General features: G+C 67.3%; 21 protein-coding genes and 1 riboswitch. Of the genes, 8 read left to right on the top strand and 13 right to left on the bottom strand.

Going from position 1 to position 19898, the window contains the following annotated elements; genetic code table 11:
- Nucleotides 1-73: 73 nt before the first annotated feature.
- The gene (locus RCH21_RS04320; RefSeq protein ID WP_326963772.1) at nt 74-1222 is read left to right on the top strand and encodes an alcohol dehydrogenase catalytic domain-containing protein; all 1149 of its coding nucleotides are present in this window, start codon (nt 74-76) and stop codon (nt 1220-1222) included.
- A 47-nt stretch (nt 1223-1269) separates the two neighbouring features.
- Entirely contained in the window at nt 1270-2133 is an 864-nt protein-coding gene (locus tag RCH21_RS04315; protein ID WP_326963346.1) for an aldo/keto reductase, read from the top strand.
- 56 nt (nt 2134-2189) lie between these two features.
- Here RCH21_RS04315 and RCH21_RS04310 read toward each other — a convergent pair whose 3' ends face one another.
- From RCH21_RS04310 to RCH21_RS04300, 3 genes are read right to left on the bottom strand one after another with little or no spacing between them, the layout of a single operon-like run.
- Nucleotides 2190-2840 (bottom strand): cyclase family protein, encoded by a 651-nt coding sequence (locus tag RCH21_RS04310; protein ID WP_326963345.1) that lies wholly within the window; start codon nt 2838-2840, stop codon nt 2190-2192.
- Nucleotides 2827-4236 (bottom strand): purine-cytosine permease family protein, encoded by a 1410-nt coding sequence (locus RCH21_RS04305; protein ID WP_326963344.1) that lies wholly within the window; start codon nt 4234-4236, stop codon nt 2827-2829. Before RCH21_RS04305 ends, RCH21_RS04310 begins: the two co-directional genes overlap by 14 nt.
- A complete protein-coding gene (locus RCH21_RS04300) occupies nt 4233-4655 on the bottom strand; it encodes a YybH family protein (protein WP_326963343.1) in 423 nt (140 codons plus the stop codon). Before RCH21_RS04300 ends, RCH21_RS04305 begins: the two co-directional genes overlap by 4 nt.
- Nucleotides 4656-4812: 157 nt before the next feature.
- Between RCH21_RS04300 and RCH21_RS04295 the strand changes: the two genes are divergently transcribed.
- Nucleotides 4813-5511 carry an SDR family oxidoreductase gene (locus RCH21_RS04295; protein ID WP_326963342.1) on the top strand — a complete coding sequence of 233 codons (699 nt, stop codon included), beginning with the start codon at nt 4813-4815 and terminating at the stop codon, nt 5509-5511.
- Here RCH21_RS04295 and RCH21_RS04290 read toward each other — a convergent pair.
- The 4 genes from RCH21_RS04290 to RCH21_RS04275 all read right to left on the bottom strand — a co-directional run bounded on the left by RCH21_RS04290 (nt 5508) and on the right by RCH21_RS04275 (nt 9345).
- Nucleotides 5508-6272, bottom strand: a complete 765-nt coding sequence (locus RCH21_RS04290; protein WP_326963341.1) for a YqjF family protein — start codon at nt 6270-6272, stop codon at nt 5508-5510. The genes RCH21_RS04295 and RCH21_RS04290 overlap by 4 nt on opposite strands.
- Nucleotides 6269-7429, bottom strand: a complete 1161-nt coding sequence (locus tag RCH21_RS04285) for a glycoside hydrolase family 26 protein (protein ID WP_326963340.1) — start codon at nt 7427-7429, stop codon at nt 6269-6271. Before RCH21_RS04285 ends, RCH21_RS04290 begins: the two co-directional genes overlap by 4 nt.
- A 52-nt stretch (nt 7430-7481) precedes the next feature.
- Entirely contained in the window at nt 7482-8549 is a 1068-nt protein-coding gene (locus RCH21_RS04280; RefSeq protein WP_326963339.1) for a spore photoproduct lyase family protein, read from the bottom strand.
- Nucleotides 8550-8784: 235 nt separating this feature from the next.
- Nucleotides 8785-9345, bottom strand: a complete 561-nt coding sequence (locus tag RCH21_RS04275) for a hypothetical protein (protein WP_326963338.1) — start codon at nt 9343-9345, stop codon at nt 8785-8787.
- 346 nt (nt 9346-9691) lie between these two features.
- Here RCH21_RS04275 and RCH21_RS04270 point away from each other — a divergent pair, with 346 nt between their 5' ends.
- From RCH21_RS04270 to RCH21_RS04260, 3 genes are all read left to right on the top strand, one after another.
- Nucleotides 9692-10168 carry a MarR family winged helix-turn-helix transcriptional regulator gene (locus RCH21_RS04270; RefSeq protein ID WP_120147485.1) on the top strand — a complete coding sequence of 159 codons (477 nt, stop codon included), beginning with the start codon at nt 9692-9694 and terminating at the stop codon, nt 10166-10168.
- A gap of 68 nt (nt 10169-10236) precedes the next feature.
- The gene (locus tag RCH21_RS04265; RefSeq protein WP_120147486.1) at nt 10237-10449 is read left to right on the top strand and encodes a hypothetical protein; all 213 of its coding nucleotides are present in this window, start codon (nt 10237-10239) and stop codon (nt 10447-10449) included.
- 233 nt (nt 10450-10682) lie between these two features.
- A complete protein-coding gene (locus RCH21_RS04260; protein ID WP_147394291.1) occupies nt 10683-11042 on the top strand; it encodes a hypothetical protein in 360 nt (119 codons plus the stop codon).
- 122 nt (nt 11043-11164) lie between these two features.
- On the opposite strand, the gene RCH21_RS04255 is transcribed toward RCH21_RS04260, so the two are convergent.
- The 4 genes from RCH21_RS04255 to RCH21_RS04240 all read right to left on the bottom strand — a co-directional run bounded on the left by RCH21_RS04255 (nt 11165) and on the right by RCH21_RS04240 (nt 15148).
- Nucleotides 11165-11797 (bottom strand): uracil-DNA glycosylase, encoded by a 633-nt coding sequence (locus RCH21_RS04255; protein ID WP_326963337.1) that lies wholly within the window; start codon nt 11795-11797, stop codon nt 11165-11167.
- Nucleotides 11798-12113: 316 nt separating this feature from the next.
- Entirely contained in the window at nt 12114-13160 is a 1047-nt protein-coding gene (gene mgrA / locus RCH21_RS04250; RefSeq protein ID WP_326963336.1) for an L-glyceraldehyde 3-phosphate reductase, read from the bottom strand.
- A 126-nt stretch (nt 13161-13286) separates the two neighbouring features.
- Entirely contained in the window at nt 13287-14417 is a 1131-nt protein-coding gene (locus tag RCH21_RS04245) for a Gfo/Idh/MocA family protein (RefSeq protein WP_120147490.1), read from the bottom strand.
- Entirely contained in the window at nt 14414-15148 is a 735-nt protein-coding gene (locus tag RCH21_RS04240; protein ID WP_326963335.1) for a sugar phosphate isomerase/epimerase family protein, read from the bottom strand. The genes RCH21_RS04245 and RCH21_RS04240 overlap by 4 nt, the downstream gene beginning before the upstream one ends.
- Nucleotides 15149-15259: 111 nt before the next feature.
- On the opposite strand from RCH21_RS04240, the gene RCH21_RS04235 reads away from it, so the two are divergent.
- A complete protein-coding gene (locus RCH21_RS04235) occupies nt 15260-16282 on the top strand; it encodes a LacI family DNA-binding transcriptional regulator (protein WP_326963334.1) in 1023 nt (340 codons plus the stop codon).
- A 56-nt stretch (nt 16283-16338) separates the two neighbouring features.
- Here the strand turns inward: RCH21_RS04235 and RCH21_RS04230 are convergent, their stop codons facing one another.
- Together RCH21_RS04230 and RCH21_RS04225 are read right to left on the bottom strand one after the other, a co-directional pair.
- Entirely contained in the window at nt 16339-17304 is a 966-nt protein-coding gene (locus RCH21_RS04230; protein ID WP_120147493.1) for a TIGR03885 family FMN-dependent LLM class oxidoreductase, read from the bottom strand.
- A 314-nt stretch (nt 17305-17618) separates the two neighbouring features.
- Nucleotides 17619-18275, bottom strand: coding sequence for a peroxiredoxin-like family protein (locus tag RCH21_RS04225; RefSeq protein WP_326963333.1), 657 nt, complete (start codon nt 18273-18275; stop codon nt 17619-17621).
- Nucleotides 18276-18553: 278 nt separating this feature from the next.
- A riboswitch (cyclic di-GMP riboswitch) is annotated at nt 18554-18628 on the top strand.
- Nucleotides 18629-18645: 17 nt separating this feature from the next.
- On the opposite strand from RCH21_RS04225, the gene RCH21_RS04220 reads away from it, so the two are divergent.
- A complete protein-coding gene (locus tag RCH21_RS04220) occupies nt 18646-19887 on the top strand; it encodes a glycoside hydrolase family 26 protein (protein WP_326963332.1) in 1242 nt (413 codons plus the stop codon).
- Nucleotides 19888-19898 lie beyond the last annotated feature (11 nt).

Here is a 19898-nt window from a genome sequence, read left to right as displayed (position 1 = left end):
GCAACGGTACCGGCCCACCCCTAGACTGGCGCAGTCCGTACCTTTACGTCGAGGGGATGCCATGAGCCCGATGATGCGCGCTGCAGTGCTTCGCGCCGCCGACCTGCCTGTTCCCTACGCAGGGAGCAACCCCCTCTCCCTGGAAATGGTTCCCGTGCCGGAGCCCCGGGCGGGCGAGGTGCTGGTCCGCATAGCCCGGGCCAGCCTCTGCCACTCGGACCTGTCGGTCATCAACGGCTCGAGGGTCCGGCCGCTCCCCATGGCCCTCGGCCATGAGGCGACCGGCGTCGTCGAGCGCGTGGGCGACGGCGTCAGCGACGTCCGGACAGGCGACCACGTGGTCCTCGTGTTCGTTCCGGCTTGCGGCTCCTGCCGCGCATGCTCCTCGGGCCGGCCGGCACTCTGCTACCGCGGTGCGGAGGCCAACGGGAGCGGTGACCTGCTGCACGGTCCGGCCCTGCTGAGAACTGTCGACGGCGAGCGCATCAATCACCACCTCGGCGTCTCCGCGTTCGCCGAGTACGCCGTCGTGGCACGGGAGTCGGTGGTCGTGATCGACGACGACGTCCCCTTCGACATCGCAGCGATGTTCGGCTGCGCGGCCCTCACGGGTATTGGCGCCGTCCTGAACACGGCCGCCGTCACGGAGGGCCAGTCCGTCGTCGTCTTCGGGCTGGGCGCCGTCGGGCTGATGTCCGTCATGGCCGCGGCCCAGGTGGCCGGCACAACGGTGATCGCGATCGATCCCCTGCCGTCCAAGCAGGAACTCGGCCTCCGGTGCGGCGCGCAGCATGCCGGCTCTCCCGACGACGCCGCCGACCTGGTGCGGCAGTCGACGGACGGAGGGGCGGACGTGGTCATCGAAGCCGTGGGCAGCGCGCGCGTCATGGAGGCGGGCCTGCAACTGCTGGCCCGCGGTGGGGCCCTGGTGTCCGTCGGCCTACCGCACCCAAACCAGGAGATCTCGACGCAGGCGCTGCAGTTCGCCGGCATGGGGCGCCGATTGCTCGGGTCCTACATGGGTGATGCCGTACCCGAGCGCGACATCCCTGCATACCTCGACCTCTGGCGGCAGGGACTCCTGCCCGTCGAACTGCTCCACACCGACAGCCGGCCCCTGGCCGACCTCAACGAGAGCCTCGATGCGCTCGCCGAAGGCCGCGTGGTTCGACGGATCTTCACCCTCGACGAGGGCCCTGTCACCGTTGGCACCGCCTCCTGAAGCCTGCTTACCATGTGGGCAGCACGTCTATCCAAAGGAGAACGACAATGCAGCAACGCTCACTCGGCGGAACCCACGTCAGCGCCATCGGCCTCGGTGGCATGCCCATGTCCATCGAGGGTCGTCCTGACGAGGAGCGATCCATCCGCACCATCCACGCAGCGCTCGAAGCAGGCGTCACCCTGATAGACACAGCGGACGCCTACCACCGCGACGCGAACGAGGTGGGCCACAACGAGACGCTCATCGCCAAGGCCCTCGCGAGCTACGGCTCGGATGCGACCGGCATCCTCGTCGCCACCAAGGGCGGCCACCTGCGCCCCGGTGATGGTTCGTGGACACAGAACGGCCACCCCGATTATCTGAAGGAAGCCGCGAAGGCATCGCTCAAGCGGCTCGGGGGCGACGCGATCGACCTCTACCAGTACCACCGCCCGGACACCGAGGTTCCTTACGAGGACTCCATCGGTGCCCTCAAGGACCTGCTGGACGAGGGCGTGATCCGCATGGCGGGTATCTCGAACGCCACCGTGGACCAGATCCGCAAGGCCAACCAGGTCCTGGACGGCAGGCTGGTCTCCGTGCAGAACCAGTTCTCCCCCGCCTTCCGGTCCAGCGAGGACGAGCTGCGGTACTGCGGTGAGAACGGCATCGCATTCCTGCCCTGGAGTCCCCTCGGCGGCATCCAGAAGGCAGGCGGGCTCGGAGAGCACTTCACCGCCTTCCAGCAGATCGCCGACAAGCACGGCGTGAGCCCGCAGCAGGTGTGTCTGGCCTGGGAACTGGCACTCGCCCCGACCGTCATCCCGATCCCGGGTGCCTCGCGTCCCGAGAGCATCCAGGACTCGGCGCAGGCCTCGGACCTCCAGCTCTCCGCCGATGAGATCGAGATCCTCTCGACCGCCGACTGATCCTTCGCCGCGCCACAACCGCAGGACGCCGGCCGGCGGAGTCGATCGCCGGCCGGCTAGCCGGTGGTGTCGATCGCTACGGCGCGGACGGGCGAGCCGTCCGCGCCGGCCAGGGCGAGTGGGAGCACCGAGACCAGCGGTCGCGCCCAATCCACGGCTGCGAGGTTCGTCAGGTTCTCGAGGATCAACCCGCCCGCGCCCTGGAAGAGAGCGTGGAACGGCAGGACGCCATCGTTGTGCAGGGTCGAATCAGGATTCAGGGTGTCCGTGCCGACGACGGTGATTCCGGCCGCCAGCAGCCCCTCGGCCACCTCGGCGGCAAGCACCGGGTGGTCGAGGTACCGCGGTGTCCCGAAGTGCTCGGACCAGCCCGTCCGGAACAGCACCATGGCGATGCCTGCGACGTCGTCCATCCGCTCCCGTACGGCGTTCCACCCGATCACCGCCCGTTGTTCCAGCCCGGAGCACTCCACGATGAGCGCCGTCCCCACGAGCCGTGCGAGATCGAGGTCGTCGACGGACTGTCCCGTCACCACGGAGTGGAGGGGCGCGTCGACGTGGGTGCCCGTGTGGGATCCGAGGTGGAGCGACGCGACCTGGTAGCCGTCCTCGGCGACGGTCGCAACGGTGGTCACCAGGACCTCGGGATCACCGGGGTAGACCTGCATCCCGGTGCGGATCGGCTGGGTCAGATCAACGATCCGCATGAGCCCTCTGTGTATCCGGCAGGTCGAGGAGGTGGACGTGGGGTCGCTTCGAGCGGTCGATCCGCCCGGCAGCCGCCGCCCAGCCCAGATAGAGCAGCGCGGACAGGATGAAGGTGGGGATGGTGGCTCCGATCGGGCTCGGGACCACGTAGGTCAGGAGCAGGGATCCGCCCGCACCGATCAGCCAGACCAGGACTGCCGCGATGTTGACGCCCCCGCTGTACCAGTACTCGCCGCCCTTGCCCTGCAGGATGTCCCGCCCGTAGTGGCGCGACCTCACCAGGTAGTAGTCGACGATCATGATGGCGAAGACCGGGATGAACAGCGAGCCGATGACCACGAGGAACGCGGTGAACTGGTTGAGGAGCGCGAGCCACGTGGAGCCGAGGATCGAGATCGCCCCGAGGACGATCGCCGTCGGTAGGAAGGTGACCCTGCGCGAGGGCGCCATGTTCACCACGGACGCGACCATGCCGTAGACCACCATGGTGTTGGTGGCCATGACGGACAGGAAGATCACGACGGCGAGCGGCACACCGAACGCCGCGACGATCACCGTGGGGTCGAAGGCCAGAGCCTCACCGCCTTCGAGCACCACGTAGCCGATGGCCGTGGCGCCGAGGGTCATCGCGAGCACCGTGGACAGCGCGTATCCCACACCGCTACCGACCATTCCTGCAGCCTGCGTCCGCGCGAGCCGGTTGAACTCGGCGGACAGGACGGTCCACGAGATCGCGGTCGCGATGACGACGTCGAGCGCGGCGACGGGCGTCCAGCCTGCCTCGGCATCCTGCGGGATCCCTGCGAAATCGGCGGGGCTGTGCGCGAGGAAGGCCGTTGCGAAGATGTAGGCCATGAAGGCGAGGATCACGAGGGCAAGCCACGGCTCGACCCGCGCGATGCCCGAATGCCCGAAGATCGCAAGGCACACCACGAGCAGCTGGCACAGCACGGAGAACAGGACGGGGCTCGAGAAGCCGGTGGCCTGCTCCACCAGGAAGTTCACGGTGACACCGGCGAGCATCGCCTGCACCCAGCTCCAGCCCATGAGCGTCACGACGTTCGCGGCCACCGGGAGAAAGGACCCGCGCAGCCCGAACGAGCCCTTGGTGAGCGACATGGTGGGCAGTCCGGTTCGCGTGCCCATGTTGCCGACCAGCACCAGCACGGAGCCGCCGAGCAGCGTCCCGAGGACGATCATGGCGATCGCGAGACCCCAGTCGATGCCGGGGACGAAGAGAGTCCCCGTCAGCAGCGTGGTGACCACCAGGTTCGCCGCGAGCCAGATCATCCCCATGCGCGCCGGTCCGAGTGTGCCCCGCAACGGGCCATAGCCATCGGAGTGCTGGTCGAGGTGCTGTGCCAGGCGCCGATAGGCGGAGGGGGTCGTGGTCATGGTGCACTCTCTTCCGGGGAGTCGTCGGGGGTGGGGCTGAGGTGCTCATGGACAGCCAGGATGCCGGTGGGGAGACGACGGAAGACGATGGTCTCCCGCTCCTGCGTCGTCTCGGGGACCCCTCCGGTGGAGGTGGTGGTCTGTACGTCGTGGGTGAAGACGGCCACGGGCCCCATCAGCTGAACCCGTTGATTGCTGCTGACGCACGCGGTCACCTGCCAACCGTCGTCGAGCCACCCTGCCCACAGCTGCTCGTAGTCCGCCCGGCTGCCGAGCCGCCGCGCCTCGGTGTGGAACACGAAGGTCGCGTCCTCGGCAAAGCAGTCGAAGTAGGCGCGGGTCCGCGTTGCGCCGAAGGCCGCGACGACACCCGCTGCTGCCGTGAGGACCTCCTCCTCTGTCAGCTCTGTCCCTGTCATCCGGTTCCTTCCAGCCGTCGAGTTGCCCCCCAGTCAACTTCTGTTGTCATGCGATTGTGTGTGATGCATGCAACACAAGTCAACGGTCCGCTACTGCTGGACGGATCGGGTCGGTCTTCCAGACCGGTGGTCGGGGAGGCGTTGCTAGGGTGGCACCATGTCCGCCAACCCCGTCGCCCTCATCACCGGTGCCTCACGCGGCATCGGCCGTGCCATCGCGGCCGAACTAGGTGCAACACACCACCTGCTGCTCGGGGGCCGGGACCAGGCCGCCCTGGCGGACCTGTCGTCGTCGTTCCCCTCTGCCGAGCCGTTCGCTGCCGAGCTGCGTGACGCGGGCCAGGTGGCGGCCGCGGTCGCCGGGATCCCCCGGCTCGACGTGCTCGTCCACTCGGCGGGGATCCTGCGGATGGGCACGGTCGCGGACCTGTCCGATGCAGCCTGGCGCGAAAGCTTCGAGGTCAACGTCTTCGCAGTGGCCTCCCTGACGCGCGCGCTCCTGCCGGCCCTGCGCGCTGCACGCGGGCAGGTCATCGCCATCAACAGCGGATCGGGCTACAGCTCCGGCGCCGGCTCCTCCGTCTACAGCGGTACGAAGTTCGCGCTGCGTGCCCTCACGGATGCCCTTCGCGAGGAGGAGAGGCCGCACGGCGTGCGGGTCAGTTCCATCCATCCCGGCCGCGTCGCCACCGACATGCAGGAGGAACTGCATGCCTGGGAAGGCAAGGACTACGTGCCCGACGCCTGGATCCAGCCGGATCAGGTAGCGAAAGCGGTGCGGCTCGCGGTCGACGCCACGCGCGAGTCCACCATCGAGACGCTGAGCATCCGCCCGTCGGGCATCACGCTCGACTAGTCCTTCTGCCCAGGACTTTCCCGCACCACGCGAGGCTTCCCGAACTGGGTCTGCACCCCGGGTGAGAACAGGACCGACGACGGCGGACCCTCGACGCGGATGCCGGCAGCACCCAGCAGGCCGTCGTCGAACTCGGTCAGGGTAGCGGGGTGGAGCGGCCAGGGCGTGTGGGTGTTGGGGATGTACAGGGTGCGGCCCGCCAGCGTGCTGTGCAGTCCGAAGCGCGCGGTGAGTTCCAGCGACACCGTATCGTCCGCCGTCCGCGCCGTATCCGGCCGGACCACGAAACGGGACGTCGCCTGCCGCCTGAATCGCACGACGTCGTACCCGTACTCCCGCCGATCGCCGCCGCCGCGTGTCACCGGTGAGCACCGCGACCACACGTAGGGGATTCCCCCCGTGCGCGCGGCGAGCACCACGGCCAGACGGGAGGCATCGAGCGTCACGAAGACCACGCCGCGCGTACCATCAGGACCGCGCGAGTAGAGCCGCACGTTGATCTCGGTGAAGGAGCCGAAGTAGGGAACCGGCAGGCCCCGACCGAGGCCTGCACCGAGCATGCGGAAACCGATCAGGCCCACCCATGACGAGCCGTCGACCTCGTCGGGCACGACGCCGGGCGGCATGAAGCGCGCCACCGCTTCCGCCTCGACGCGCCAGTGCAGGAACACGGCATCCGCCCAGAACTGGTCCATGATGATGGGCCTGGGCAGCTCGGGCGCGAGGTGCCAGGTGTCGTCGTGCTGGTGATCGTCGGTCATGAGAGCTGCTCCCCGCAGTCGTCGGGTTCCTCGGCGAAGCGGTACCAGTCGGGCAGCGCGGCCGTGAATTCGGAGCGGACGGCCGGATCCTCTGCCACGGTCCAGTCCACGGCGGCCCCCACCTCGGGTTCCACCTTGTTCCACTCGAACCAGTTCACCATCTTCAGCTGCGGGAACCGCTCGTGCACGGCTGGGTCGAAGACCTGCTCCCACCACGCACGCTTGATATTGAGCGTCCGCAGGGTACCGATATCGTCCGTGACGAGGGCCGCGGTCTCGGGAATCGCCAGAGGCTTGCCGTGACCCACGCCGTAGTCGGCATAGAAGTCCGGCAGCATGGAGTCGTCACCGTTCTCTCCGTCATAGGTGCCCGTGAGCTGGTCGACGAATTTGCCCTCCTCAGGCATCTCGCTCTCCCCCCAGGGGTAGGTGCTGCCCCAGTGGTACAGCGACATCCCCACCCAGTCGACGGCGTCGTCGCCGGGGTAGTAGGGACCGTAGGGATCGTCGAAGCTTGTGAGGACGCCGTCACCGGTGGTGTCGAGGTCGGCGAAACCGGCCGCCCCCGGCAGGGCTTCATGAACGCCGCCCGAGAAAGGGTATCCACCCGCATAGTTCGGCGCCCACATCATCGCCGAGCCCGGAGCGGCCCGATGGACAGCATCGGCCATGCGGCGGAATGCCTCGACGTACTCGCCCGGCTGCTGACCCCAGGGATACCAGGATCCGTTCATCTCGTGGGCGAAACGCACGATGACCGGGACGCCGTTGGTGTTGAAGCGCGCGAGCATCGCTGCCAGCTCGTCGACCCGGTCATCCGTGACCATCGCCAGCCCCTGGTGCGGTTCGAGCGTCAGGAGGAGCGTCCCGCCTTCCTGGCGCACCTGTTCGGCCGCCGCCGTGACGAGCCCGGGGTCCTCCGTCGAGAAGGGGAAGTCGGCGAAGGACACCGCCAGCGCCGGGCGCCCACCCAGCTTGTCGGCGTACTCGGCCAGCGTCTCCTTGCCCCACTCGAGGTTCACGCCCATCAGGGTGCCGTCCTCCGGCGCGAGGTTCCGCCCGTCGATGGCATCGCAGGATGCAGCCGGATTGATGTTGCAGGCGCAGAGGGTCAGGAGGAGCAGCGCCGTGAGTGCGCGTGCGAGTTGAGAGACCACAGCGTCAATCTACAACCGCCACGGCGTTACGGAGGGCGGCCGTACCGCAGCATCAGAAGGCGTAGCGGATCCGGCAGTAGGGCAAACCTGCAGCTGCCAGACCGAGGAACTCGTCGAGGTAGCCCCGCTTCTCGTAGGCGATGTAGCGCACATTGGCGAAACCGTTCTGCGACCGTTTGGTCTCCTGCAGGTCCGGCCGCCACAGGATCTCCTCCGCCTGCGGGTGCCAGCCCAGGTTGATCTCATGGAGCTGCTGGTTGTGCGTCAGGAAGATGACCTCGGCCGCGAGTTGCTGCTTGGCCGCGGGCGAGAGGGCCGCATCGAGCTGCCCGAAAAGCTCCCGCCAGTCCTCCTGCCACCCTGGTGTGACGATGACAGGGGAGAAATTCACGTGGACTTCGTAGCCCGCCTCGACGAAGTCGTTGATGGCGGCGATCCGCTCGGCGACGGGCGTGGTGCGAACGTCCACGGTGCGAGCGAGTTTCTCCGGCATGAGCGAGAAGCGGATGCGCGTGCGTCCCTGCGGATCCCAGGTGAGCAGGTCCCTGTTCACGTACTTGGTGGCGAAGGAGAGCTTTGCGGTAGGCAGATCCCGATAGAGGTGCACCAGGTCCTGCACGTTGTCGCTGACGAGCGCATCCACCGAGCAGTCGCTGTTCTCCCCGATGTCGTAGACCCACGCCGAGTCATCGCACTGGTTGGGTTCCAGCTTCATACCCTGCCGGGCCACGTGCCGCTCGAGGTAACCACTGATCTGGTCGATATTCGCGAAGACGGTGATCGGATTGCTATAGCCCTTGTGGCGGGGGACATAGCAGTAGGCGCAAGCCATGGCGCACCCATTGGCCGTCGAGGGCGCGATGAAGTCCGCGGAACGGCCATTGGGCTTCGCGGTCAACGACTTCTTGACTCCGATGATGAGTGCCTCGGTCTTGATGCGCACCCAGCGGCGCACGTTGGCCTCGTCCCCGTTCAGCTCTGGAATACGCCAGTGGCTCGCGACCTCGACGACGTCGGCATCCGGCCAACGGGCGAGAATCTCCTGACCCCTGGGAAGCGCGGCCGCGGCCGGTTCGACGTAGATACGACTTATCTGGAGCAGCTTGCTGGCCTGGAGCATGTAACCCTTCGTAGTGCCGGTCTGGGATCCAGAATATCGATTGCCACCGACACTTTCCCGGCTCCTCGGGATGGCCCCCGGTCTGGTCGCAGGGCTCTTTCGAGGGGCGGTGGCGGGGCTACGGCAACCGACCGCCGCTGCCCCTCGGCGCTCCGAGGACCCTGGTGCCCCATGCAACGAGACGGAAGCCGCGGAGGCCCTGCTGGTGACCAGGGCCTCCTGAATGGTTCAGCGGTCAGTGGCGGCCGCCGCCGAGGATGCCGAGCTCGACTGCTGTGGCGGCACCGTCGGCTTCTGCCTGGGTGAGGGTTCCGTCTGCCACTGCTGCGTCGAGCTCGTCCTGCACCGCTGCGGTTCGCTCGGCCTGTTCCTCGGCTTCGAGGTCGTCCACGGCGGTCTGGACGGTCGCTTCGTCGGCGCCGAGGGTGTCGGCCAGCGAGGCGACGACGGCGCTCTCGAGCGCCGCGCGGTCGGGGTTCTGTCCCTCGGCGGTGTCGACGCTGTCCCGTGCGGCGTCCTCGGCCGCCTCGAGTGCGTCGCTCACCGTCGTCTCATCGAGGCCGAGGTTGGTTGCAAGGTCCGCGGCGTCGATACCTTCGCGGTGCCCAAGACCGCCCCTGCCCTCGCGGGTGTCCCTATCTGCGGTCACGTCCCCACTGTCGGCCTCAGCAGTAGCGGAGGACGTGGGTGCGGGGGTGGTCGTCGCCGCAGAGGCCATCGAGGTAGCGCCGAAGCTGAGTCCGAGCGCGACGGCTGCTGCACTGACGCCGAGTGCGATCTTCTTGGAAGTGAACATGGTGTCTGGTCCTCGCTCGCCGCAATGCGGCATTGGTGATTGTCCCTGGTAGTTGTCGTCCCTGTGGTGGACTGCTTCAACTCTCGGGCCGCAAGGTAGGCGGGTGCTGTCGCGCACCTGTCACCGAGCTGTGAGACTTCCCCCGCGAGGCACGTGGCTGAACAGAAGGTCGGGATACGGCCCGAGCACCCTGCGGTTGATGCTCGCGAGGTTCACAGGTCGGTACCGAGTGCGGCAAGGACCGACCGTGCGCGGACGAGAACAAGTTGGAGTGGCCCGATACCGCAATAGTTAGGGCACAAATTGTTGCTACACTAGTCATGCAAGCCAGGCCTCAGGAGGATCCATGGATAGCACCACCGACGACGATCTGCTGCTCGAGCGGCAACTCTGCTTCGCCCTGTCCGTTGCCTCGAGGAGCGTGGTCGGCGCGTACAGGCCGGTTCTCGAGAAGCTCGACCTCACGCACCCGCAATACCTCGTGATGCTCGTCCTCTGGGAGCGCAGTCCCCGGACCGTGCGCAGCATCGGCTCCGCCCTCGCCATGGAGTCCGCCACTCTGTCACCGATGCTCAAGCGCCTCGAGGCGATGGGGCTCCTGACCCGCACCCGCGTTCCGGGTAACGAGCGCGCCCTCGCCGTAGACCTCACGGCCGCCGGCCGGCAGCTGCGGTCCAGGGCGCTCGAAGTACCCGTCACCATGTTGAAGCGCCTCGGACTGACACGCGAGCAGGTGGACACGCTCAACGAGGCGATGCACGCCATCATCAGGGCCACCGGGACCGAGCTGCCGGCGTCGACCCGCCCTGAACACCAGCCGTGACCCCTCTTCCCCCGCCCCCATCACCCCGAGACAACCCAGCCCCAGCACCCCGAGAAAAGGATCCACAGATGAGCAACAAGGACCCGCTGTCGACACGATTCATGGCCGCGACCGGCAAGCTGCGCATGTTTTTCGGACCAGCTCAGCGCGGATCCACGGACGGACCGATCGTCTATCTCGATGACGAGGCACAGCGGCAACGGCAGGCAGAACTGCAGCAGTGGACCGTGGTACGGAATCCGGACGGTTCCACCTATCTGACGCCGAAGCGGGAACAGTAGGGGGGGCACGCCTCGCCGACGCGCTGCCGGCTGAAGCTGCATATTCATGTCCGCCGAGTCCTGCGGCGCCGTGCGAGACCGGCAACGTGGGCACTCCGTCCGAAAATTTGCGGATATCCTGCGTCCCGAAGCATAGGGAAGTAGCACGGCGGGTGGCAGACTGTTCGAGTCAATCTATCGCCGCCCATGGGGACGTTCGGGCGCCAGCGCACGTCAGAAGAGGTCTCACAGTCATGAGTACAACGCGCCCGCCTGGGACCATGCTTTCCGACGGCTCCGGACTGCCCCGGACCACGCTCCTCGTGATGTCGGGCGGCCGGGACGCCCAGGGCATCGGACCCTTGGCCGAGCAGCTCGCACGGGAGACGAACGACCTGCTCGACACCCTCGGGGGTACGATCGCGCGTCTCGCCCTCGCGCACCGGTCCTGCACGCCGGACCCCGAGGATCAGGTCATGGACGACGACGCCTTCGCGTGGGTCCAGCAGTCCCTCGAGGACATCTCGGCTACCCTCCGTGGGCTGTCGCTCGGACGCGCGACCGAGAAGTCCGCTCAAGCCGACGCGCCGCGAGCGCTCATCGGGCTGGGCTGAGCCGCAGCGCTCATCGGGCTGGGCTGAGCCACAGCGCGGCTGGAATCGTCACCACACATGGCAACGCCGTCGTCGTTCCGGAGAACGACGACGGCGTTGGCTGTCTATAGGGCCTGAAGCAGCTAGATGGACTGGCGAGCGCGGATCCCGGCCCTGCCCATTGCGTCCGTGTAGGCGGACTGGATGTCCTTCAGCCACATCTCCTGGTTGGCCGGGGTGCCCTTGAAAGCGCGCTCCCCCGGTGACCGGACCTCGTAGATCTTGAAGCCGCGCTTGGCGATAGCGCGGTTCTCGAGCTTCATGAGCCTGCGTGCGGCCTTGTGGGCGTCCGCTCCGTGTGCCACGAGGGCCGACGCGCGGGGAACCTGCTGGAGGAACGTGAGCAGCGGCTTCACGCCATCGGCGATCTGATCCATTGTCAGCGCCCGCTCCTTGCCCTCGGGCAGGTACCACGGGTGGGCGTTCCACGGCATGAAGGCGTCGGGCCGCAGGCCCACCGTCTCGTAGATCTCGGCCATGCGCACGGAACTCGGGTCATCGTTCTCGAACGAGACGAATCCCGAGGGCAACGATGCTCCCGGGTTCGAGAAAAGACTGACGATCTTGCAACCATCGACATCATGGATGGGATCGATGTACGGAACCGCTGATCCGGGCTTCGACTCGGCTAGTGTGTCGCAGAGTCGGTTCACGTCCTCGATCTGCGGATCGTAGCGTTGTTCCCACTGCTGGGCCCTATACGTGGGGTCTGCCATGCGCTGTACCAATTCCGCCTCCTCGCGAACGGCGCCTGAGGTGGCGCGAACGTGTCCGCAGGTTTCCAGCCTACGCCAGTCCGCCGTGGACTCCTCGGATCGCGGCGCCGCCCGTATGTCCACCGGCCATCGGAGGACGCCGTTGCAAGGCGTGAGGGAGCACTGCAACGGCCTTCGGACAGGGCAGGCACCAATCCCTGCGGACGCCCCGCCGCGGCTCGGCGGGGCAGCGCGTCAGGGTTCTCCGGGAGCCGGGCGGGTAGCCGACGCCCGCGAGGACGGGTGCGGGAACAACGGAATCGGCATTGTCGATCCGCTATCCCTCGAGGGCGGCGGCCCAGAGGTTGATATCGGATTCGACGGCGAACTCGTCGATGGTGTGCAGTTCTTCAGAGGTGAAGTCGAGGTTCTGGACGGCAGCCAGACTGTCCTCGAGCTGGTGGACACTGGACGCCCCGATCAGTGCCGAGGTGACCGGGGTCCCCTTGGTCCGGTCCCGCAGGACCCAGGCGATCGCCATCTGCGCCAGGCTCTGCCCACGGCCCTCGGCGATACCGCTCAACCCGCGGATGCGCCGCAGGTTCTCATCACTCAGTTGACCTGCATCCAGCGACTTGTTCGCCGCAGCACGCGAATCCTCCGGGACGCCGTGCAGGTACTTGCTGGTCAGCAGACCCTGGGCCAGCGGCGAGAACGCGATCGAGCCGGCGCCGACCTGCTCCAGCGCCTCGTAGAGGTTGGGCGTCCCGTCCTCCGTCCACCGGTTCAGCATCGAGTAGGACGGCTGGTGGATCAGCAGCGGCGTACCCAGGTCCCGGAGGATGGCCGCGGCCTCGAGCGTACGCTCGGGTGAATAGGAGGAGATACCCGCGTACAGGGCACGCCCGGACCGGACGGCGGTATCCAGGGCGCCCATCGTCTCCTCCAGCGGCGTACCCGGGTCGGGCCGGTGGCTGTAGAAGATATCGACGTAATCAAGGCCCATGCGCTCGAGCGACTGGTCCAGGCTCGCCAGCAGGTACTTCCTCGAACCCCATTCACCGTACGGGCCCGGCCACATGTCGTAGCCGGCCTTGGTCGAGATCACGAGCTCGTCGCGGAACGGCCGGAAATCGTCCTTCAGATGCCGGCCGAAGTTCGTCTCCGCGCTGCCGGCGGGGGGACCGTAATTGTTGGCCAGGTCGAAGTGCGTGACACCGAGGTCGAAGGCCCGGCGCAGGATGTCCCGCTGGATCTCGAAGGCCTTATCGTCCCCGAAGTTGTGCCACAGGCCCAGGGAGACAGCAGGCAGGTGCAGCCCACTTCTCCCCACACGGCGATACGGCATTCTCTCGTAGCGGTCATCGGCGGGCAGATACGTCATCGGTATTTCCATTCGTGATAAGGCGGGTGCGACGGGTGAGTTCGGGCGGTTCCGACGGTACCGGAGGTAGGCGCCGTCGGGCCGTGAACGAGAGGCACCGCGTCATGCCCGCGGCGCCCCCTGTGATCAGGAGAGGGTGGAAGCCTGCGGATCCCAGTCCTCCGGCAACGGCTCGGCGGCAGTTGCACTGCTGGACAACGAGACGAACTCGCCGGTGTCGATGCTCTCGGCGATCGAGACCATGGCATCGAGCACGTGGTACGCCATCTCGCCCTGCGCACGGTGCGGGCGGCCTTCGCGGAGGGCCCGGGCCATCTCGAGGACACCACTGCCGCGCGTCGACGTCGCACCGACGGCGGGAATCACCTCGGGCTCGTCGGACCCGCGTCGGGTCAGCGTGAGGTCTCCGGTGAAGTTGTTGGGATCCGGGAACGCGAGCGTGCCCTCCGTGCCCGTGACCTCCACGAATCCCGCGCGTTTCAGTGGTGAGTCGAAGCTGAAGATGCTTTGCGAGGACTCGCCGTTCGCGAACTGGGCGATAGCGCTGACGTGGGAGGGAACCGTGACGTCGAAGACCTCGCCGGCCTTGGGACCGGACCCGATGGTCCGGGTCTGACGGGATGTCGACCCGAACCCGGCCACCTTCGTGATGGCGCCGAAGGTCTGCACGAGGGTCGTCAGGTAGTAGGGGCCGATGTCGAACAGCGGACCGGCGCCCTCCTGGAAGAGGAACGCGGGGTTCGGGTGCCAGGACTCGGGACCCGGGGACTGCATCAGGGTCAAAGCCGTCAGGGGTACACCGATGTCACCGCGGGCCACGAGGCGCAGCGCGGTCTGCAACCCGGCACCGAGGAAGGTGTCGGGGGCGCAGCCCAGGCGGACCCCCGCGGCGTCGGCGGTCTTCAGGAGGCCGATTCCGCTCTCGCGGTCGAGGGAGAAGGGCTTCTCGCTCCAGACGTGCTTGCCCGCAGCGACGGCGGCCGTGGCCACCTCGACGTGCGCGGCGGGGATTGTCAGGTTCACGACGATTTCTACGTCGGGATGGTCCAGTGCGTCCTGCACGCCACCTGACGCGGGGACGCCGAACTCGGCAGCGCGGGCCGCTGCGACCTCCTCGAACATGTCGGCGACGATGTGCACCTTCACGTCGGGAAAGCTCGTCAGGTTCGTCAGGTATTCCTTGCTGATGACGCCCGCGCCGATGATGGCGACGCCGACGGGCCCGGTTCGTGGGCTTCCAGTGGTGCCGGTGCTCATTTCTTTCCCTCGTTCAGGTACGTCAGGCTGTCCGCGACGGCGGTGAAGACATCGCCGTCGAAATCATCGAGTTCCACGACGGCAGCCTCAAGGCCGGGAACGGCGTCGAGGATGTCCCAGACGCGCATGGCGCCGTGTCCGACCGCCACCTGCTCCTTGTCGTTCTTGGTGAGCGGACCGTCCTTGATGTGGACGAACCGCACACGGTCGCCGAGGCGGCGCAGCAGTTCGGCAGGATCCTCACCGCCGACGGCGGCCCAGTAGGTGTCCACTTCGAGAATGACCTCGGGATCGAGGTAACCCGCGAGGACCTCGAGGGCGGACGTGCCGTTGATGTACTCCTCGAGCTCGAACTCGTGGTTGTGGTATCCCACGGTGATGCCGTAGCCGGCGCCCTTCTTCGCGGCTGCGTTGAGGGCGTCCGCCGTGGCCTTGATGTCTGCGTCGGTGGTCCAGTGGGAACGCTCGACGTGGGGGTCGATCACGGTGCCGATGCCGAGCTTGCGGGCCGCCTCGAAGATCTCGTCCTGGTCAGCGCGCAGGAGCGGAGCGTGGCCGGAAGGGGCTGTGAGTCCGTTGGAGGTGAGCGCCTCGGCCAGCTCGTCCGCGGTGGCCACGAAGTTGTAGGGCTCCACGGCGGTGTAGCCGAGTTCCGCGACCCGCTTGATCGTTCCCGGCAGGTCCTCCCCCATGGCCGTCCGCAGTGTGTAGAGCTGGATTGAATACGTCACAAGGATTCTCCTCGCTGAGAATGTGGAGTTACTGAACCGGTTCAGGTACTACGTCGAACCTAAGGGATACCGCGAAATCGGTCAAGCAGAAAGGGCCGCTAGTGTGTAGCCATGGCCAAGGAAACCATCGCCGGACTGGCGAGGCGGTTGGGCATCTCGAAGGCATCCGTGTCCTACGCCCTCAACGGCCAGCCGGGTGTCAGCGAGCTGACCCGGCGTCGCGTGCTGGATCTGGCCGAGGAACTCGAGTGGTACCCCAGCTCTTCCGCCCGCGCCCTCTCGCGCTCCCGCTCCGGAGCCGTGGGGATGGTCCTCTCGGCGGACCCCCTCCTGATCGGCACGGAACCGTACTACATGGGGTTGCTCGCCGGCATCGAGACCGCCCTCGCCGAGGGTGACATGGCGCTGATGCTGCGGATGATCGGCAAGGACCCGGCACAGGAGCGGGCCACGTACGAGCGGTGGGCCGGTGAGCGGAAAGTGGACGGCGTCCTGATATTCGACCACCTGCATGACGATCCGCGACCTGCTCTGCTGGAGAGGCTCGGCCTCCCGTTCGTGCTGCACGGCGCGACGGGAATGGAGGCGCCGCCCGCCTTCTCGGCTACGACGACGGAGAACGCAGCTGATGCCGCGACGATCGTCGACCATCTCCACGAGCGCGGGCACCGGCGCGTGTCCCACGTCTCGGGTCCGCTGACCCACAGGCAGGAGGAAGAGCGGATCAGGGGCGTGCGGAAGTCTTCGGCACGGCACGGAATCGACGTGGTTCAGTACGAGGCGAACTACGCGCTCGAGTCGGGACGCGAAGCCGTCGTGGCCCTGTTCGGCACCCGCTCGGCCGAGTCGGCGACCGCCGTCGTCTTCGGGAACGACCTCATGTCCATGGGCGGACTGCTCGCGCTCCGCGATCTCGGCCTGCGGTGTCCCGAGGACGTGGCAGTCATCAGCTGGGACGACTCGTTGCACTGCCAGCTGGCCTCACCGTCCGTCACCGCCCTCTCACGGAACCCGACCATGCAGGGTCGCGTCGCCGCCGAGCTGCTCCTGTCCCTGCTCGATACCGGGGAAGCCCGGGTCCGGTCGCTTCCGCGCACTGAACTCCTGGTGAGGGACAGCACCGCGATCCTGTGAGCGTGGGCACCGGGCGGTTCCGGTCGGCGCGGTCCCCGCTTTCTTCCCGGGTCACGTCAGACGCGGAGTTCCGGCAGAACGCTCGTCCCGAAGGTTTCCAGGAAGGGGCGTTGGTCCTGGCCGACGTGGTGCAGGTACAGCTCATCGAACCCCAGCTCGGCATACTCGTGGAGCCATTGGGCGTGCTGGCCCGCCGAGGAGGAGATGTTGACCGTCTGGCCGACCTCCTCCAGGGAGAGGTTCTCCGCATCGGCGTACTCGTCGAACTCCTGCGCGGTGGCGATGTCCCACGCAGCAGGCGGGCCGACCGAGTTGGTCCGCCACTGGTCCATGGCCAGGGCCGCCGCCTCGTCCTCCGTGGGCGCCCAGCTGAGGTGGACCTGGAGGACTGTCGCACCCGTGCCACCCTCGTCGCGGTAGGCACCCACGAGCTCCTTGAGCCGCTCGGGCGGCTGGTTGGTCGTGATGAGGCCGTCCGCCCACCTGGCTGCCCGCCGGGCTGTCTCCACGGACATCACCGGACCCAGCAGGGCCGGAGGAGTCTCCGGCACGTCCCACAGCCTGGCCCGGTCCACCGTCACCAGCCCCCGGTGGGTGACCTCCTCACCTGCGTGCAGGCGCCGGATGATTGAGACGCACTCCTCCAGTCGCTGTTGCCGCACCGCCTTGTCCGGCCACGGATCGCCGGTGATGTGCTCGTTCATGTTCTGCCCACTGCCCAACGCCATCCAGAAACGCTGAGGGAACATCGCTGACAGGGTCGCCGAGGCCTGCGCGGTCACGGCGGGGTGGTACCGCTGGCCCGGGGCGGTCACCACTCCGAAGCGCAGGCCGGTGGTGGCGAGGGCAGCACCGAGCCAGGACCAGGCGTACCCCGCGTGTCCCTGGGTGAGGGACCACGGTTCGAAGTGGTCAGAGCACATCGCGGCCCCGAATCCCACCGACTCCGCACGCTGCACGTCCATCAGCAGCTGGGAGGGTGCGATCTGCTCGTGCGAGGCGTGGAAACCTATGACACTCACGGTCTGCTCCTGCTTTCCCGGGCGCTCCGTCCTCGTCGCCTGTCGCCAAGCACAGGTCAGGGACGCCCACCATGACCTCTTCGTCGCTGTTCGACGACACTCAGTGCACTGTATTACGCGCGGCCTCCGGCCCTCAGCACCGGAATCGAGTGACTTCACATGGCCCGTACCAGCCCTCACCCGGTATAAGGGCAACCGCCCCACTCACCCGTCCCGGCCCGTCGGCGGCTCACCGTGCCGGTGATCCTTACACCCCGTGGCGTACGTCCGGTTCGGCCTGCTGCGCGTTGCGGAGCACCTCCGATGCATGCCGGCTACAGTGCCACCAGTGCGTCGATGACGTCGCAGGTCTCCGTCCGCGTGGTGTAGTCCACCCTCGCGTCGATCAAGCGGATGGTTCCGGTCGCATCAGCGACGATCACCGTGGGGAAGGGGATGGCAGCGGTCTGATCCATGTTCGATCCGGCGACGTCGATGCCGAGGGCAGCCCGAGCCCGAACCGACTCGGCGCTCGGTGTCGCCACGATACCCAGGCGCGTGGCCAGGGCATTTCCCTCGTCGGAGTACAACGCGAAATGCAGCCCCAGCTCCTTCGCCGCTTCCCTGGCGATATCGGGGCTCTGGGGACTGATCGCGATCAGCCTGGTTCCGAAGGCTTCGACTACGGGCCGCAATTCCCGCTGGTAGGTCTGCAACGTGATGCTGCAGTAGGGGCACCACGAACCACGGTAGAAGACGATGATCGCGGCGGCGCCTCCGAGAATGTCCGTCAGGCGTTCCCTGCGTCCATCGGTGTCGTACAGGTCGGCGTCAGGAAGCCTGTCACCGACGCGGGCAACCCCGCTCGGAAGCCCGACGCGTCGAAGATCCGCCTGCTCCCTGGCGAAGACCGCCGCGAGTTCAGGGCCTACCCGCGCTTCGAAGTTCGATGTGAATGCATCGAACTGCGTCGCTATGGTGTTCGTGAACATTGGTTCTTGCTTCATTCGTTCCCCTCAGCACACCTGGCGCGGGAGCCTCTGTCGGCAATAGGACCATTGTGGTCCAGACCACACTAAATTCCCAGCGACACGAGCATCCGTCTCTGCCCGGATTCGGGGCCCGTCCGCGCTCGCTGGGAGTCCTGCGGAAGACCTGCACCAATACTTGGTCAGCCTTCGGTGCAACCCGGCCTCCGCGAAGTGGAGCGCGCAGGACAATGGACAGTGGCTTCCCCTTCGGGGAAACCGACAGCGCTCGGGTAACCGCTCAGCGACAAAGGCAAACCCGGTGCGAGCCGGCGACGCAAAGCCACGGGACCCGTCGGGTCAGCCGGGCTACCGAACCAGCTAGGTGCCGCTCATGCTTCACGTTCCCTCCGTCCCCGTCCCGGTCAGTGCCGTCCGTGGCACCGCTGCCCGGCTCCTCCTGCTCCTCACCGCCATCGCGGTGCTGACGATCGGCCTGACGCCTGCTCCCGCACAGGCAGCAGCCGGCATCGCGCTGAGCAGCGCCTCGGGGGTGGCCGGCACCACGGTCACCGTGACCGGAGCCGGCTTTCCCAAGCGGACGAAGGGGACCGTGGTAGCAGGCTCTAACCGGGTAGCAGTGACGACCACGTCGACGGGCGCCTTCCAGGCGTCGATCATTCCCACGGGTTCCGGAACCGTGACCGTGACGGCAACGGTCGGCAGCTCCGTCGCGAGTGCAAGCTTCACCGTCGTGCCACCGGCTCCCGTTCCCGCCGCTCCGAAGGCCATCCGATTCGGGATCGGCACCAATGGTGGTCCGGCGGCCGGCCTCGAGCTCGACGAGGTGTCCACACTGGCCGGCGAGGCACCATCCATCGTCCTCTCCTACAAGGATTTCAACCAGCCGGTCCCCATCGCAGAGCTGGATGCGGTCCGCGCGCGCGGTGCCGAGACGCTGCTGACCTGGGAGCCCTGGACGTGGGGTGGCGGAACCGAGCAACCCGCGTTCTCGCTTGACCGCATCGCTGCAGGTGACTTCGACGCCTATCTCCGCGAGTGGGGTACCGCCCTCGGGCAGTGGGGCCAACCGGTGTACTTGCGGTTCGCGCACGAGATGAACGGCGACTGGTACCCGTGGGCGGAGGGCGTCAACGGCAACGACACCGGTGACTACATCGCCGCCTACCGCCATGTCCACGACGTCGTCCAATCCACCGGCGCCACGAACATCAGCTGGATCTGGAACCCGAACGTGCCCTACTGGGGCTCCACCCCCCTGGCCCAGCTCTACCCGGGCGAAGGCTACGTCGACAGCGTTGCGCTCGACGGCTACAACTGGGGCACCTCGCAGTCCTGGAGCACGTGGCAGGAGCCTCAGGCCCTGTTCGGGGAAGGGATCGCCCAGCTTCGGCAGCTCGCACCCGGCAAACCGATCGTCATCGCGGAGACGGCGTCCTCCGAGCTGGGCGGGTCCAAGGCGCAATGGATCACCACTCTCTTCAGCTACGTCTCGGCCCAGCCGGATGTGGTGGCACTGGTCTGGTTCCACATCGACAAGGAAGCCGACTGGCGTATCAACAGCACGACGACGTCGGCGGACGCGTTCGCGGCAGGAGTGGCCGCGCGCCGCTGATACACCCTGCC

It is taken from the genome of Arthrobacter sp. PL16 (genome assembly GCF_035985055.1).
In the GTDB taxonomy this organism is placed as follows: domain Bacteria; phylum Actinomycetota; class Actinomycetes; order Actinomycetales; family Micrococcaceae; genus Arthrobacter_D; species Arthrobacter_D cheniae.
The sequence above is the reverse complement of the archived record's forward strand: the minus strand, read 5'-3'. Positions and strand labels throughout refer to the sequence as shown.